The organism is Eubacterium sp. OM08-24 (assembly GCF_003438075.1).
Classification (GTDB): Bacteria; Bacillota; Clostridia; order Oscillospirales; family Acutalibacteraceae; genus Ruminococcoides.
In genome coordinates this window covers 40,434-56,227 of record NZ_QSTA01000013.1, presented here as the reverse complement: position 1 = coordinate 56,227, position 15,794 = coordinate 40,434, and the positions used below count along the sequence as shown (strand labels likewise).

General features: G+C 38.5%; 15 protein-coding genes. 7 read left to right on the top strand and 8 right to left on the bottom strand.

All coding sequences use genetic code 11. The features are described 5' to 3' along the window. The first annotated feature begins 368 nt into the window (after positions 1-368). The 5 genes from DXC23_RS11845 (at position 369) to DXC23_RS11825 (ending at position 4,430) form a co-directional block, all read left to right on the top strand. Positions 369-731, top strand: a complete 363-nt coding sequence (locus DXC23_RS11845) for a hypothetical protein (protein ID WP_117706684.1) — start codon at positions 369-371, stop codon at positions 729-731. 2 nt (positions 732-733) lie between these two features. After that, positions 734-2,359, top strand: coding sequence for an HD domain-containing protein (locus tag DXC23_RS11840; RefSeq protein ID WP_117706682.1), 1,626 nt, complete (start codon positions 734-736; stop codon positions 2,357-2,359). Between the two features lie 50 nt (positions 2,360-2,409). Continuing rightward, the gene (locus DXC23_RS11835; protein WP_117706680.1) at positions 2,410-3,147 is read left to right on the top strand and encodes an HNH endonuclease signature motif containing protein; all 738 of its coding nucleotides are present in this window, start codon (positions 2,410-2,412) and stop codon (positions 3,145-3,147) included. 139 nt (positions 3,148-3,286) lie between these two features. After that, positions 3,287-3,862, top strand: coding sequence for a xanthine phosphoribosyltransferase (locus DXC23_RS11830; protein WP_117706678.1), 576 nt, complete (start codon positions 3,287-3,289; stop codon positions 3,860-3,862). An 85-nt stretch (positions 3,863-3,947) separates the two neighbouring features. Further along, a complete protein-coding gene (locus DXC23_RS11825) occupies positions 3,948-4,430 on the top strand; it encodes a pyridoxamine 5'-phosphate oxidase family protein (protein ID WP_117706676.1) in 483 nt (160 codons plus the stop codon). 464 nt (positions 4,431-4,894) lie between these two features. On the opposite strand, the gene DXC23_RS11820 is transcribed toward DXC23_RS11825, so the two are convergent. Together DXC23_RS11820 and DXC23_RS11815 are read right to left on the bottom strand one after the other, a co-directional pair. Beyond that, on the bottom strand, positions 4,895-5,590 hold the full coding sequence (locus DXC23_RS11820) for a 5'-methylthioadenosine/adenosylhomocysteine nucleosidase (protein ID WP_158552583.1): 696 nt from the start codon (positions 5,588-5,590) through the stop codon (positions 4,895-4,897). Positions 5,591-5,592: 2 nt separating this feature from the next. Continuing rightward, positions 5,593-6,327 carry an HAD family hydrolase gene (locus tag DXC23_RS11815; RefSeq protein ID WP_117706672.1) on the bottom strand — a complete coding sequence of 245 codons (735 nt, stop codon included), beginning with the start codon at positions 6,325-6,327 and terminating at the stop codon, positions 5,593-5,595. A 94-nt stretch (positions 6,328-6,421) separates the two neighbouring features. Between DXC23_RS11815 and nth the strand changes: the two genes are divergently transcribed. Both nth and DXC23_RS11805 read left to right on the top strand, forming a co-directional pair. Continuing rightward, entirely contained in the window at positions 6,422-7,048 is a 627-nt protein-coding gene (gene nth / locus DXC23_RS11810) for an endonuclease III (protein WP_117706670.1), read from the top strand. A gap of 7 nt (positions 7,049-7,055) precedes the next feature. Further along, positions 7,056-7,886 carry a Cof-type HAD-IIB family hydrolase gene (locus tag DXC23_RS11805; RefSeq protein ID WP_158552581.1) on the top strand — a complete coding sequence of 277 codons (831 nt, stop codon included), beginning with the start codon at positions 7,056-7,058 and terminating at the stop codon, positions 7,884-7,886. A gap of 237 nt (positions 7,887-8,123) precedes the next feature. On the opposite strand, the gene DXC23_RS11800 is transcribed toward DXC23_RS11805, so the two are convergent. From DXC23_RS11800 to malQ, 6 genes are all read right to left on the bottom strand, one after another. Next, complete coding sequence (locus DXC23_RS11800; RefSeq protein WP_117706666.1) at positions 8,124-8,489, bottom strand: MmcQ/YjbR family DNA-binding protein; 366 nt, start codon at positions 8,487-8,489, stop codon at positions 8,124-8,126. A gap of 48 nt (positions 8,490-8,537) precedes the next feature. Beyond that, positions 8,538-9,827: a serine--tRNA ligase gene (gene serS / locus DXC23_RS11795; protein WP_117706664.1), complete on the bottom strand. Its 1,290-nt coding sequence runs from the start codon at positions 9,825-9,827 to the stop codon at positions 8,538-8,540. A 52-nt stretch (positions 9,828-9,879) separates the two neighbouring features. Then, entirely contained in the window at positions 9,880-10,728 is an 849-nt protein-coding gene (locus DXC23_RS11790; RefSeq protein ID WP_117706662.1) for a ParB/RepB/Spo0J family partition protein, read from the bottom strand. Next, entirely contained in the window at positions 10,721-11,494 is a 774-nt protein-coding gene (locus DXC23_RS11785) for an AAA family ATPase (protein WP_117706661.1), read from the bottom strand. The genes DXC23_RS11790 and DXC23_RS11785 overlap by 8 nt, the downstream gene beginning before the upstream one ends. A 435-nt stretch (positions 11,495-11,929) precedes the next feature. Further along, positions 11,930-14,299 carry a glycogen/starch/alpha-glucan phosphorylase gene (locus DXC23_RS11780; RefSeq protein WP_117706659.1) on the bottom strand — a complete coding sequence of 790 codons (2,370 nt, stop codon included), beginning with the start codon at positions 14,297-14,299 and terminating at the stop codon, positions 11,930-11,932. 4 nt (positions 14,300-14,303) lie between these two features. Then, positions 14,304-15,791: a 4-alpha-glucanotransferase gene (gene malQ / locus DXC23_RS11775; RefSeq protein WP_117706657.1), complete on the bottom strand. Its 1,488-nt coding sequence runs from the start codon at positions 15,789-15,791 to the stop codon at positions 14,304-14,306. Between the last annotated feature and the right edge of the window lie 3 nt (positions 15,792-15,794).

Sequence of the window (15,794 nt, the reverse complement as noted above, 5' to 3'; positions counted from 1 at the left end):
ATAAAAATACCGACCTCCAAAGTTAGATTTTTTAGGTCTAACTTTTGGGGGTCGGGTCAAACGATGGTGCTGTTTTTTATCTCACTGTGGTGTCCTCATAGCGCAGCTATTGCGGTAAAAAAAATAATCTTTGTTTATTTGCTTTTTGCAGATTTTACATATTATTTTTATTGATTGCCTTTTAATATATAATATGCTATAATATTATATATTATTATATGTTAAAATATTTAAATTTTAATCTATTTTATATTTTATTTCATAAACTGAATATAACTGAATATAATAAAAATATATACTGAGTTTTATTGAATACATATAATTGTAAATAGTAAATTTTTTTAAAATATATTGAAAAGAGGACATATATGTGCGTTTATATAGGAATTGAAGATTTAGCTGCTAATGCATTAATTGAAAGAATGGCTAATAATGCAAATAATAGATTTGTTTCATATAAAGAACTAGAGGACTATGGGGCTGAAGTTGTAAAATTTTTAAATTCAAAAGGAGAAAAAGCTATCCTAATCCTCTCAAGAGAAAGTACTAACGATATGTTTAGAAATTATTCTGATATATTTGAAGAAACTTCTTGCAGTGATTCGCTTGGCATTGGACTTAAATCGGAAATTACTATTAATGATTTGATAAATAAGTTTAGAGGATATTTAGCATTTGATGTTTTGTTAGCATTTATTAACAAACAAACTGTATCAAAACTAGGGGTATAAAAATGCAAGAATATAAGCGATTTAAGGATCCTATATATGGCTATGTGAAGATACCAGCCAACTATGTTAATAATATTATCGATAGTGCTGAATTTCAACGCTTAAGGAGAATAGTTCAAACAAGCTATTCTCCATTATATTCTGCAGCGGTACATAATAGATTCATACATTCGATAGGCGTGTATCATTTGGGTACAATTGCGGCTAAAAGTGTATTTGCTGATTTAGAAAAAGTGGATTCGGTTGAGTTTGATGTTGATTTAAAAAGAATAAAGGAAGTTTTTCTATTGGCATGTTTATTACATGATGTTGGACATGCTCCTTTTTCTCATACAGGTGAGAAATATTACCTAGATGAGAATGGCGGCTACTCAGAACTACACAATAAGTTAACTTCTTTTGTAAATACTGAATCTTTTAAAAATGATATTCCTGAAAATAGTAAATCTGCTGCTCCGCATGAAATAATGAGTGCAATTGTTGGATTAAAATGTTTTGGATATTATTTTGAAAATGATTTTGAAAAAGAATTATTTGCAAGATGCATTACTGGATATAAATATTCGGAAAATAATTTATTAAATTCGATATACAATTGCATAATAACACTGCTTAATTCAAAAGTAATCGATGTTGACAGATTGGATTATTTAATTAGAGATGCGTATTTTACAGGTTTTGAGACGGTTAATATTGATTATGCAAGATTACTCTCTTCATTAACTATTGTTATTAGAGATAATAATAAGGCAAGTTTGGGATACAATAAAAACGCAATCAGCGTAATAGAAAATGTCGTTTATGCTCACGATGCTGAAAGAAAGTGGATACAAACTCACCCAATTGTTTTATATGATATGTATATAATTCAACATGTTATTGATAATTTAAATACGAGATTTTCAACAAACAATGAGGGAAAATTGTTTTCTCTAGAATCTTTGAGTCTTGAGGGACATATTTTAAATAATGATTTGGAAATATCGTTACTATGTGATGATGATATTGTACACTTATTAAAGAAAAATAAGCAAGATCCTTTATGTATGGAGTATTTCTCCAGAAAAGACAGGCGTCATCCGTTATGGAAATCAGAATCTGAATATAAAGCTTATGTTTCGCTTCAATTTGGTACTGAAGGAATCATGCAGAATAATTTTTATGAAGCTTTATCTGAAACAGAAAAATATATGAGAAAAAATTCTGAAAGTTGGATAATCAACGACAGCGTAATAGCGAAAATAGAGCAGGATTTAAAAAATCTAGATGATGAAAGATACCAAATAGGTCAAAGTACAAAGAATGCTCAGAGAACACAAAAAGAAAAAATCCTAAAAGTAATTAACGCTTTAAAATCATATGCGAATAAAAATGGTATGGATTGTGACTTTGTCTTATTAGAAGCTAGTAATTTCTATAGTGGATTTAACAAGGACGATTTATCTAATATTCCTATAAAATTTCCCCAAAAAACAGGAGATAACACTTTCCCTTTAAAAAAAGTTGTTTCACTTTTAGAAAGTGATAAAATTAAGAGCAAGTATTTTTTCTATCTTTTTTATAAAGAGGGGAAAAAACCTATAAATAAAGAAGAGCTTTGTAAGGAACTTTACAAGGCTTTGATATGATATTAATTTTTAAATCAATATTATAGAATTAATACAGATAGGAGTTTTTTATGCACCAGAACCGTGATACTTCATATCTTGCTGAGATTATTCGTGCATTAAAACAATTAGATGGAGCAGGTTCTTTAAAAGAAATTAACTCTACAATAGAACAAAACAAGACTATGCCGTACATAAATACTAATCTAAATTGGAAAAACAATGTTTCTGCTACTATTCAACGACATTGCATACAAACTCGTTCATATAGAGGCGCTGAAAATTTATTTTATTCTGTATTTGGACTGGGTGAAGGTTTTTGGGGGTTAGTCGAATATAAAAGTAATATAGAAGGACAAGCCGTAAATCCTATTGAACAAAGAGAAATAAAAATGATTTTTAACGATTCAAATTTAAGTCAAACCGAGAAAGAAGCCATTATTATGGCGAGAAGAGGACAAGGCATATTTAGAGAAAGACTGATAAATAAATATAAAAGCTGTATTGTAACAGGTATATCTGATGAACGGTTACTGGTTGCAAGTCATATCAAGCCCTGGAGGAGTGCTGACAATTTTGAACGTTTAAGTCCTGATAATGGTTTACTTTTATCGCCTCTTTATGATAAACTTTTTGATTTAGGGTTAATTACATTTAAGGTAAATGGTTGTATTTCAGTGTCAAATCAATTATCCGAAAAAGATAAAAATTTAATAAAAATAGACGAACAATATAATTATGTAAAAGATATATCCAATAATCTAAGAAAAAATATTGAATATCATAATGATAAAGTTTTTCTAAAATAATATATCATAAAACAGTCCATTTGAAATTTATTCTTACAAAGGCTTTTCTTAGAAAAAAGTATATAATTTATAATATTATGCATTAAAAAATTTCTTTGCGGACAAGGCAAGGAAACACAAAGGAAAGAGATGAAATGCTATGAATTTTTTGGAAGAGAGAATTGTAAAGGACGGAATCATAAAAGAGGGGAATGTGCTTAAGGTTGACAGCTTTTTAAATCATCAAATGGACATTAACCTGTTTAATCAAATGGGTGCGGAATTTAAGAAAAGATTTGCGGGAAAAAATATAAATAAAATTGTTACCATTGAGGCATCGGGAATCGGCATTGCCTGCGTGGTTGCCATGCACTTTAATGTGCCCGTTGTATTTGCAAAAAAGTCTAAGAGTATCAATATTGACGGCGATATGTATATTGCGGAGGTTGAGTCTTTTACTCACAAATGCAAAAATCAGGTAATTGTTTCAAAAAAGTTTTTAAACGAAAACGACCATGTTCTTATTATTGATGATTTTCTTGCCAACGGTTGTGCTTTGCAAGGTCTTATTTCTATTATAAATCAGGCAGGCGGCACTGTTGAGGGCATTGGAATTGCGATTGAAAAAGGTTTTCAAAACGGCGGCAAGATTATACGCAACCTCGGATATCAGCTTGAATCCCTTGCGATCGTGGACTCTATGGATGCCGAAAAAGGCACGATTACATTTAGATAACAGTAACATTAAATAACAAAACGGCAAGTGAATTTTGCTTGCCGTTTTCACTTTATTATGACATAATATAACCAGAGGCGATAAAATGTTTCGCAAAATGAGAAGATTTAAGCAACGGCTTACAAATGACGAGTGCATTACTATATTGAAAAACAGCAAAAGCGGTGTGCTTGCTGTTAGCGGCGATGACGGCTACCCCTACACTGTTCCGCTCAATTTTGTGTATGCAGACGGCAAAATTTATTTTCACTGCGCCAAGAGTGGGCATAAGTTAGACGCTGTCAGAGCAAATGACAAGGTATCTTTCTGCGTGATTGACAAAAACGAGGTAGACGCCGAAAAGCTCACCACTTTGTTTAAGAGTGTGGTTGTGTTTGGCAGAGCAAAAATTATGAGTGATACCGAAAAAATAAAGTCTGCTATGACAATGTTCGGATTAAAATACAACAACGATGTTACCGCAGTTGAAAAAGAAATTCAGCGGGAATGGAACGGACTTTGTTGTGTTGAGATTAGCATTGAGCATATTACAGGAAAGCAAGCGATTGAGCTTATGAAAAAGGAATAGTTTTGATTATAGGGCAATAGTTGAGGAATTGTGGTTTTAACTGATTTTTAACGGGCAAGAAAGTTTTTGAAATACAAAACTATCCGCTCCAAAAACAAAAAAGTTTGGTCAACCTTTTCAAAGGGTGTGGGGGGGGCAAAGCCCACAAATACTTTATGTTATTGCAAATTTTGATAGCCAAACGGCTTAAACATAACGGTGAAAACCTAAAATGCGACAGCAACAAAGGAAAAACCACGCTACTACATCCACTAATTTGCCACTTTTCAAGGGCAAATTAGCCACACACGCAATCTTTTGTGTCCTTTAGAGTATCTTTTCTCTAAGACTGCTAAAGTGTAACTTTCTTACTTTGTGCTGTAAAGCGTAATTGTTTTCAACATTTCATTAATCAAATGTTAATAACTTTCCTCTCCCCTTTTTGCAAAAAGAACGACCATAACTTACTATGGTCGTTCTTTTTATTAAATATTATTTACAAAGTCGCTCACAACCGCAACGGTTTTCTTGCTTGCCATTTCGCAGAATTTTACAAAATCCATTCCCTCATTTTCGTTCAGGTCATCGGAAATCGCTCTTAATATTCCGCACGGTACTTCCGTTCTTGAGCATATATGGGCAATCGCCGCACCTTCCATTTCACACGCAAGGGCGTTAAAGGTTTCGCCTATCTTTATTCTTTTCCTGCGCTCGGAAATAAATATATCACCGCTTGCCACTGTTCCCTTTTCTACCCTTGTGTTTTCGAGCTTTTGAGCTGAATTATAAAGTGCATCGCACACCTTTTTATCGCACTCAAAATACATTACCTTGCTCTCAGGGAAAGAAACCTCACCCTGCAAATCGCCGAGCGCTGTTGTATTCATATCGTGTTCGACCACATTTGTAGCAACTACAATGTCGCCGACACTGACTTTTTCGGAAACCGAACCTGCTACGCCGCTGTTTATAACGCAATCGGGCTTATAATTCTGAATCATTGCAAAACTGCACATAGCGGCATTTACCTTGCCCACACCGCAAACTACCACCACAAGCTCCTTTCCGTTGAGTGTTCCGCTTGTGAATGTCATTTTGGCAATTTCCCTTTGCTTTTTGTTTTCCATAAGCGCAATTATGCCGTCTGCCTCAATCTGCATTGCACAAATTATTCCTATCATCATTATTCTCCCTTAAGCAAAAGTTCTTTCATTTTATGCACATCTCCGTCCATTATCTTATAATTGCTGAGCAGCTCGCCCTCAATTTCAGGTGAAATGCTCTGATGAATATACAACGAATCTATGCCGAAATCGTGTGCACCCTTTATATCTGAAATGTAATCGTTGCCAATCATTACCGACTCGCTTTTTTCGAGTCCGTATCTGTCAAACAGAATTTCAAAATAATGGCTGTCCGGCTTTGAGCACTCCTCATCGGAGCTTATGCAAATTCCGTCAAAGTATTTTGTAAGTCCGAGCATATCCATTTCGTTTGCTGTAAAACTTCTCTGTGCATTTGAAAGCAAATAAATCTTCTTGCCGTTTGCCTTTAATGCGTCAAGAACTTCTGTTACGCCGTCATAAAGTTTAATATACTTTGTGGAAAAACATCTGAACACTGCACAGGTCTGCTCAACAGCCGCTTTTGTAACCTTAACACCTTTTTGATTGTAAAGCTTTTTAAAAACCTTATCTATCTTAATATCAATAACTTCGTATTCCTTGTGGCGCCTATGAGTAGCCTTTCTTTCAGCCTCAACGAGCTTGCCGTACTCCTCATTAAGCTCCTCGGCAGTATAATGTGCGCCTTTGTAGCCGTAATAAATCGCCATTTTCTCCCATATATCTATACTCCACTCGTCTGTGTTTATGTCAATTAATGTTCCGTATAAATCGAAAACATAATTCTTATACATTTAAAAAATCACCCTTTCATCTATATTTTAACAGTTTTTTATGTGGATTGCAATAGCAATTATTTTGTGTTACACTATTAAAGAGGTGATATTTATGGATAAAAAACAAATTGCCCTTTTAGCTGTTGAATCGCTCAAGGCAGAGTATCCCGATGCGATTTGCAGCCTTGTATATACCGACCCACTGCAATTACTCATTGCCACCCGGCTTGCCGCACAATGCACTGATGCAAGGGTGAATATGGTAACTCCTGCGCTGTTTGAGAGATTTAAAACCGCTCAGGACTTTGCAGATTCCACTCCCGAAGAAGTTGCCGAGTACATTAAATCGTGCGGACTTTATAAAACAAAGTCAAAAGACATTGTTGCTATGGCAAAAATGCTTTGTGAGGATTTTGGCGGAGTTGTTCCCGACAACATTGATGACCTTACCAAATTGCCCGGCATAGGCAGAAAAACCGCCAATCTTGTGTGCGGAGATATATTCGGTAAACCGGCTGTTGTGGTGGATACCCACTGCATACGAATTACAAAGCGACTTGGTTTGCACGATTTAAAGGATCAGAAAAAAATAGAATTTGCCCTGCGTGACTTACTTCCGCCAAATGAAAGCAACGATTTTTGCCATAGACTTGTTCTCCACGGCAGAGCAGTATGTACTGCACGAAACGCAAAGTGCGAAAACTGCTGTATGCGTGACTTCTGTCCTAAAATTATATGAGGTGACTATGAATAAGATAAAATTACTTGCGCTCGACCTTGACGGCACAACGCTCACAAGCAAAAATACCCTAACCCCTGCCGTAAACTCCGCACTTGAAAAAGCGATTGCAAACGGCATTACGGTATCGGTGGCAACAGGCAGACCGCTCGGCACTATGCCGCAAAGCATACTTGACATAAAAGGTATTGATTACCTTATCACTTCAAACGGCGCAGCTATCTATGATAAAAGCCGCAAAAAAATTCATTCCGCAACGCTCAGGGAAAGCGATGTGCTGAAAATTCTTAATGTTATGAAAGATGAGGATATTATATCCGAGGCATTTGTGGACGGTCTTACCTACACTGACAAGCGCTACTCCGACAATCCGCTTGCTTACGGCTGTACCGAGGCTTACATAGATTATGTTAAGGCATCTCATGGACACATTGAAGATATGCGAAAATTTATATTTGACCACAGGCACGAGCTTGACAGCATAGAGTACATATCTACCGACCCGAACACAAGGAAAAGGATTTGGTCTATGCTTGAAAATGCCGTTGAAGATATTTTTATAACTACTTCGTCCGAGCATTTCATTGAGCTTATGGATAAATCGGCAACCAAAGCCTCTGCCCTATCCCACCTTGCAAATATACTTGGCATAGATATGCAAAACACCTGTGCCTGCGGAAATGCCGACAACGATGCCGATATGATTGCCGAATCGGGTTTTGGTGCGGCGGTTGATGACGCATCTAAAAAGTGTATTGAGTGCGCCGACTTTGTTGTGCCGGACTCTGACAATGACGGAGTAGCAGTGCTGATTGATTACATTTTGAGTAACTGTTAAACAATGTTTCACGTGAAACATTTGATAAACAGGTTTTATTAAACATCGGATAATTTATTAAATTAACAGTTATCAGACATTATTTTGGCTTTGCTCACACCCGTAACATTATAAAAAAGAATGACCAAACTTTTATAATTACTTATCAAGGTAAATTACTAAATAATATTTATTCAACATTAAACAATACATTAAAGACAAAACTGCAACTCACTACGGGTTGCAGTTTTTCTGTTATTATTTAATTTTAGGAGCGGTAAGTTCAAAGCTAATGTCGAGAAAAAACTTTATATTATCTTCACTTGCCGAACCGTCAAGTGCCGCCGTTATCCAATTTTCCTTATTCATATGATACGCAGGATAAAAGCCTTTATTACCAAGTGCAGAGCCAACCATTACTTTATCACACTTAAAATTTACAATATCAATGTACTCGTCACTGTCAACTCCAATACAATGCTTTTTCACCCTCACCACAAGCGCAAACCATTTTCTGTTACCAATATGACGAAAAACAGTTGACTCGGGATCTTTTTGCCACGGGTTATCGCCTTTCACACCGTATGCAGTTTGAACATAGTTTATAAATTCGTTTCTGTTCATAACACCTCAAACAAAAGGGAAGTCTTGCGACCTCCCCTTTTTAATCAATTATTTTGTTGGAACTTCAATCTTTTCTTTGCCGCCCATATATGGTCTGAGTGCAACAGGAATATTAATTGAGCCGTCCTCATTAAGGTTGTTCTCAAGGAATGCAATCAACATTCTCGGAGGTGCAACAACAGTGTTGTTAAGAGTATGAGCAAAATATTTACCGTTTTCCCCTGTAACTCTGATCTTAAGACGGCGAGCCTGAGCGTCACCAAGGTTAGAGCATGAGCCAACCTCAAAATACTTCTTCTGACGAGGTGACCATGCCTCAACATCAAGTGAACGAACCTTTAAGTCTGCGAGGTCGCCTGAGCAACACTCAAGTGTACGAACAGGAATATCCATTGAACGGAAAAGGTCAACTGTATTCTGCCAGAGCTTATCAAACCACATTTTGCTGTCCTCAGGCTTACAAACAACAATCATTTCCTGCTTTTCAAACTGGTGGATTCTGTAAACACCACGCTCCTCAATACCATGAGCGCCCTTTTCCTTACGGAAACATGGCGAATAACTTGTGAGTGTATAAGGGAGGTCTTCCTCTTTATTAATTGTGTCAATGAACTTACCGATCATCGAGTGTTCGCTTGTGCCGATAAGATAAAGGTCTTCGCCCTCAATCTTATACATCATAGCGTCCATTTCGGCAAAGCTCATAACGCCTGTTACAACATTACTTCTAATCATAAACGGCGGTACGCAATAAGTAAAGCCCCTGTCAATCATAAAATCTCTTGCATAAGCGATAACTGCGCTGTGAAGTCTTGCGATGTCGCCCATGAGATAATAGAAACCGTTACCTGCTACCTTTCTTGCAGAGTCAAGGTCAATGCCGTTGAGTTTTTCCATAATGTCTGTGTGGTACGGAATCTCGAAATCAGGTACAACAGGCTCGCCAAAACGCTCGATTTCTACATTCTGGCTGTCATCTTTACCAATCGGAACTGATGGGTCAATCATCTGCGGAATAACCATCATAATCTCGGTTACTTTTGCCGAAAGTTCTTCTTCTTTCTTTTCAAGCTCGGCAAGCTGTTCAGCCTGACGGGTAACCTCTTCTTTAAGTGCCATACCCTCTTCTTTTTTACCTTGAGCCATAAGAGCGCCGATCTGCTTTGAAATTTTGTTTCTGTTAGCACGCAACTCATCAGCCAGTGACTTAACTGCTCTGCTCTCAGCGTCAAGCTCGATTACCTTGTCAACAAGTTCAAGTTTGCTGTCCTGAAATTTATTTCTTATGTTCTGCTTTACAGCCTCTGGGTTTTCTCTTAAAAATTTAATGTCTATCATTTTGCATTTCCTCTCATTATATTTTAATGTGCCATACGGCATTAAAAATATCTTATTTTAATTTATTAGAAAGCTCGGTCAGCTCTTCATCTGAATAAAATTCAATCTGAAGTACGCCGCCTTGCTTGCCTTTGTTTTTATTTACCTTGATTTTTCTGCCAAGACTTTCGTTCAGCGCAAGCTCAACCATACTGTAAAAAGACGGTTTTCTCTCCGGTTGAGTATCTTCCTCAACTTCGGGCTTTTTCTTTGCAAGTTTTTCCGCCTGACGAACCGACAAATCTTTTTTATAGATAAGTTCCGCAAGTTCAAGCATATCTTCTTCGTTGTCTAGCATAAGCAATGCTCTTGCGTGACCTGCGGAGATTTTATCCTGCTTTACATACTCAAGAACACTGTCCGGCAGTTTTAAAATTCTTAGTGAATTTGCAATTGCAGGTCTTGATTTACCGACTGATGTTGCAACTTCTTCCTGCGAAAAGCCATGTTCATCTATAAGTGCCTTATAACCGAGCGCCTCTTCAATCGGCGACAGGTCTTCTCGCTGTAAATTTTCTATAAGCGCAAGCTCCATAGTTTCTGTATCCGAAAGCTCTCGAATTGTTACGGGAACTTCGGTTAATCCTGCCATTCTGCAAGCACGATATCTTCTCTCGCCTGCCACTATCTGATAACCGCCAATCGGCAATGGTCGCACAAGTAACGGCTGTAAAAGTCCATGCTGAGAGATGCTCTGAGCGAGGTCGGACAAGGCATTTTCATCAAAATCCTTACGAGGTTGAGAACGGTTCGGCTCAATTTCAGAAATTTTCAGCATAACGGAGCTGTTGCTGTCTTCGGTTTCGTTCTCGGCAAAAATAGTATCAAGTCCCTTGCCAAGACCGCCAAATTTTTTACTCATAGCTTCTCTCCTTTGCTATTATTTCCTTTGCAAGTTCCGTGTATGTAATACTTCCCTTGCAATTCTTGTCATAGTAAATTACGGGCATACCAAAGCTTGGAGCCTCCGACAGTCTTACACCTCTCGGAATTACGGTTTTAAACACCTTACGAGGGAAGAATTTTTTAACTTCCTCGACAACCTGCTGTGTAAGATTCAGTCTGCCGTCATACATAGTGAGCAAAACACCTTCAATATCAATAGTGTTGTTGTACTGCCTTTTAATTCGTCTTACCGTACTCATAAGCTGTGTTAAACCCTCAAGTGCGTAATATTCGCACTGAATCGGCACTAAAAAAGTATCCGATGCAGTAAGAGCGTTAGTTGTAATAAGACCGAGTGACGGCGGACAGTCGATTATTATGTAATCATAATACTGCTTGATAGGCAAAAGTGCGTTTTTGAGAATGGACTCTCTGCCCTTTTTGTCTGAAATTTCAAGCTCAGCGGCTGCCAAATCAAGACTTGACGGCAAAATGTGCAAATTCTCATACGGAGTTGTAACAATGCAGCTCTCTGCCTTAGCTCCGTCTACAAGAATTTCATAGGTTGATGCTGTGACCTTACGCTTGTCAATCGCAACGCCACTTGTGGCATTACCCTGAGGGTCGGCATCTACAAGCAAAGTTTTTTTGCCGAGCGCACCCAAACAAGCAGCAAGATTAACCGCAGTAGTGGTTTTGCCAACACCACCTTTCTGGTTTGAAATTGAAATAATTTTAGCCAAAATATCACCTTTACTGTAAAAAATGCGTGTTTTCCTAAATCTATTATACATTATACCACTAATAATACATATTTAAAAGGGTATTTACAGAATAATTGCAATTTTTCTTATATTTTTTGCTTGTTAAACAGTAAAAATGTTTCACGTGAAACATTAAAATAAAAAAGTTCAGGTCAAGCCTTTAAAAAGGTTGACCAAACTTTTATAATTGCTTTGCTGCTATATTTCACTAACCCATAATTTCACACGGTTTTTAAAACCCGACTAATTAAATTACCGCAATACCCAAATAAGGAATTTCCTTTAAAACCTCCTCTCCCCCACTCTAACTATCCCACATATTTTTACATAACACAAAAAGTCCGACAACAACCTTAGTCATTGTCGGACTTTAACGATTTAAATTAATGAAAAGTTATTTACTTGTATAATCAATTAAACTTTTCTGTAAGATGTGTGCCAAATATCCTTAGCATACTCTACAATAGCTCTGTCTGATGAGAACTTACCTGCATTTGCAATGTTGATAAGGCACTTCTTACCAAACTCTTTACGGTTAGCGTAATCTGTGTTAGCTCTGATCTTTGTTTCAACATAAAGTGGGAGATCATAGATGTGGAAGTAGTGGTCTGCCTCCTGCCATGATGTACCATTGATAAGAGCATTGTGGAGTTCTGCAAAGCTGCCCTCGCCCTGAGCGCCGTCATCATCAAATGTGCCGTCGATAAGTGTATCAACAACCTTCTTGATTTCAGGATTAGCCTCATAGAGTTTCTTAGGATCGTAGCCTTCCTTCTTGAGTCTTTCAATATCTTCTACTCTTGCACCGAAGATATACTCGTTCTCTTCGCCTGCGCACTCTGCGATTTCGATGTTTGCACCGTCATATGTGCCGAGTGTTAATGCGCCGTTGAGCATAAACTTCATATTACCTGTACCTGATGCCTCAAGACCTGCAGTAGATGTCTGCTCTGAAAGGTCAGCAGCAACTACGATCTTCTCAGCGTAAGATACATTGTAGTTAGAAATGAATACAACCTTAAGCTTATCCTTTGTATCAGGATCGTTGTTTACAAGGTTAGCAATCTCGTTGATGTACTTAATGATTGCCTTAGCTCTTGCATAACCGGGAGCAGCCTTAGCACCAAAGATGAATGTTGTAGGTGTCCAGTTAGGGAGCTTGCCTTCCTTAATGCGGAAGTAAATTGTCATAATTGAGAATGCGTTAAGAAGCTGTCTTTTATACTCGTGAAGTCTCTTAACCTGAATATCATAGATAGAATCAGGGTTAATCTCTACGCCGTCCATCTTCTTGATGTACTCAGCAAGCTGAACCTTCTTCTTCTTCTTGATTGTGTTAAACTTTGTAATTGTCTTAGCATCAATGCTGTCATTGAGCTTAGAAAGGAGTGAAAGGTCGATAAGCCAGTTGTCGCTGCCAACCTTATCTGTGATAAGTGCAGAAAGCTCCGGGTTGCAAAGACCTAACCAACGGCGCTGTGTAATACCGTTTGTCTTGTTCTGGAATCTCTCAGGATATACCTGATACCACTCCTTAAGAACATCGTCCTTGAGGATCTCTGTGTGGAGCTTAGCAACACCGTTTACATATGTGCCTGCATATGTTGCAAGTCTTGCCATATGAACTGTGTTAGCGTCTACAATACGCATCTTAGCTTTCATATCCTCGCTAACACCCTTAGCTGTGAGCTCTTCCTGGAGCTTATTTGCAATAAGGCAGATGATGTGGTAAATTTCAGGAATTACCTGCATCATAAGGTCAGCATGCCACTTCTCAAGAGCCTCGCCGAGAACTGTGTGGTTTGTGTAAGCGCAAGTCTTTCTTGCGATTTCAAATGCCTCGTCAAAGTTCATACCCTCGTTCATAAGAAGTCTTACGAGCTCAGGGATTGAGCATACAGGATGTGTATCGTTAAGCTGAATAGCGTTTTCCTTAGCAAAGAAACTGAAATCGTTGCCGTGCTTTGCCTTGTATCTGCGCATAATATCCTGAAGTGATGCTGAGCAGAAGAAATACTGCTGCTTAAGTCTTAAAACTTTACCTTCATACTTATTATCGTTAGGATAAAGAACCTTAGTGATGTTTTCAGCATCGTTCTTCTCCTGAACAGCTCTGTTGTACTCAGTGTTGTTAAATGCCTGGAAGTCAAACTCGTTGAGAGCCTCTGCCTGCCAAAGTCTGAGTGTGTTGATGTTGTTTGTTTTGCAGCCGATAACAGCCATATCATAAGGAACAGCCTTAACTGTCTGACCCTTGAAAGAAACTGTTACAGCCTCGTCCTCACGACGGAGGCACCACGGATCTTCAAATCTCTGCCAATCATCAGCAACCTCTACCTGATAACCGTCTTTGATAAGCTGCTTGAAAAGACCGTACTTATAGCGAATGCCGTAACCGTCGAGCGGAACTTCCATTGTAGCAGCACTGTCAAGATAGCAAGCTGCAAGACGACCAAGACCGCCGTTACCGAGAGCTGCGTCGTCGATATCTTCAAATACATTGATGTCAACACCCTTTTTCTTGAGCATCTTCTTTACATCCTCAAGAATACCGAGGCAGTAAAGGTTGTTGTACATCATTCTGCCCATAAGAAATTCAGCAGAGAAGTAGTAAGCTCTGCGCTCGCTGTTGTGCTTAGCCTTGCTTGCTGCCCAGTTGTCGGCAATTTCGCCCATAACAGCCTTGCCGAGAGAAAGATGAAGTTCGGAAGGTGTAAGCTCTTCTACCTTCTTACAATACATAGACTGTGCTGTAAGCTCAAGCTTTTCCATAATATTGCTCATTTGTTTAGTCCTCCAGTCGTCCGCTATTTACAGACATTGTTTTTAATTTTTCTGCAAGCTCATCAGTAAGAGCCGCTTTATCAACTCTCCAAGTCCAGTTACCGCCGAGTGTTGACGGAATGTTCATTCTTGCCTCTTTACCAAGACCGAGAATATCCTGAACAGGAATAATAGCCATACCTGCCTTGCTCTCATATGCTGTACGAATAAGACCCCAGTTAAAAGGCTCGTCCTCAGCCATATGGCAGTAATTTCTTGCGTAGTTTACATCCTCAGGCTTAGCTGTTTCTACCCAACCCATAAGAGTGTCATTATCGTGAGTACCTGTGTAAACAACGCAGTTTTCGTTGTACTTGTGTGGGAGATAATCGTTCTCTTCACCGCTGTCAAAAGCAAACTCAAGTACCTTCATTCCCGGATAACCTGTCTGCTCCATAAGCTCTGTTACATCGGGAGTAAGTGTGCCGAGGTCTTCAGCAACAATGTTAATCTTGCCGATAGCCTCTTCCATCATCTTAAAGAACTTAATGCGTGGGCCTTCAATCCATTCACCGTTAATGGCATTTTCAGCCGGATATGGAATTGAATAGTAGCTTGCAAAAGCTCTGAAGTGGTCAATTCTTGTAATATCATACAGCTTAGAGGCTGCCTTGATTCTCTCAAACCACCACTCATAATCTGTTTCAGCAAGGTAATCCCAGTCGTAAAGCGGATTGCCCCAGAGCTGGCCGGTTGCTGAGAAATAGTCCGGAGGACAACCTGCAACCGCTATCGGATCACCGTCATCATAAAGTTGGAACAACTCAGGATTTGCCCAAGTGTCTGCGCTGTCCATAGCAACATAGATAGGCATATCACCCAAAATCTGAATGCCAAGACCGTTTACATAAGCACGGAAAGCATCCCACTGCTCATAAAACTTAAACTGTAAGAACTTCCAGAAATCTACATCGTCCTTAAGCTTGCGCTCATAACGCTTAACAGCAGCTTCCTCGTGCATACGGATTTCTTCGTCCGGCCACTCAGTCCAGGAAACCATATTAAAGCTCTTCTTTACAGCCATATAAAGTGCGTAATTCTTGAGCCACTTGCTGTTCTTTCTCTTAAATGCAGAGAAAGCCTTCTGGTCTTTCTTTTTGAAATTATCGTAAGCAATTCTAAGAGCGTCGAATCTGTTGTTGTAGATTTTTTCGTAATCTACTTCAGCATCGTTAGAACCCCAATCATAGCTATCGAGCTGCTCTTTAGTAATAAGACCCTCTTCACAGAGAGTGTCGAGGTCAATCAGGTAAGGGTTACCTGCATAAGTTGAAAAGGACTGATAAGGAGAGTCGCCGTAGCTTGTAGGGCCAACAGGAAGAATCTGCCAAACCTTCTGACCTGCCTTTTTGAGGAAGTCAGCAAACTCACGAGCCTCTTTACCAATAGTACCAATTCCGTAGGGGGACGGAAGCGAAGTAACCGACAACAGGATACCTGCACTTCTTTCCATTAA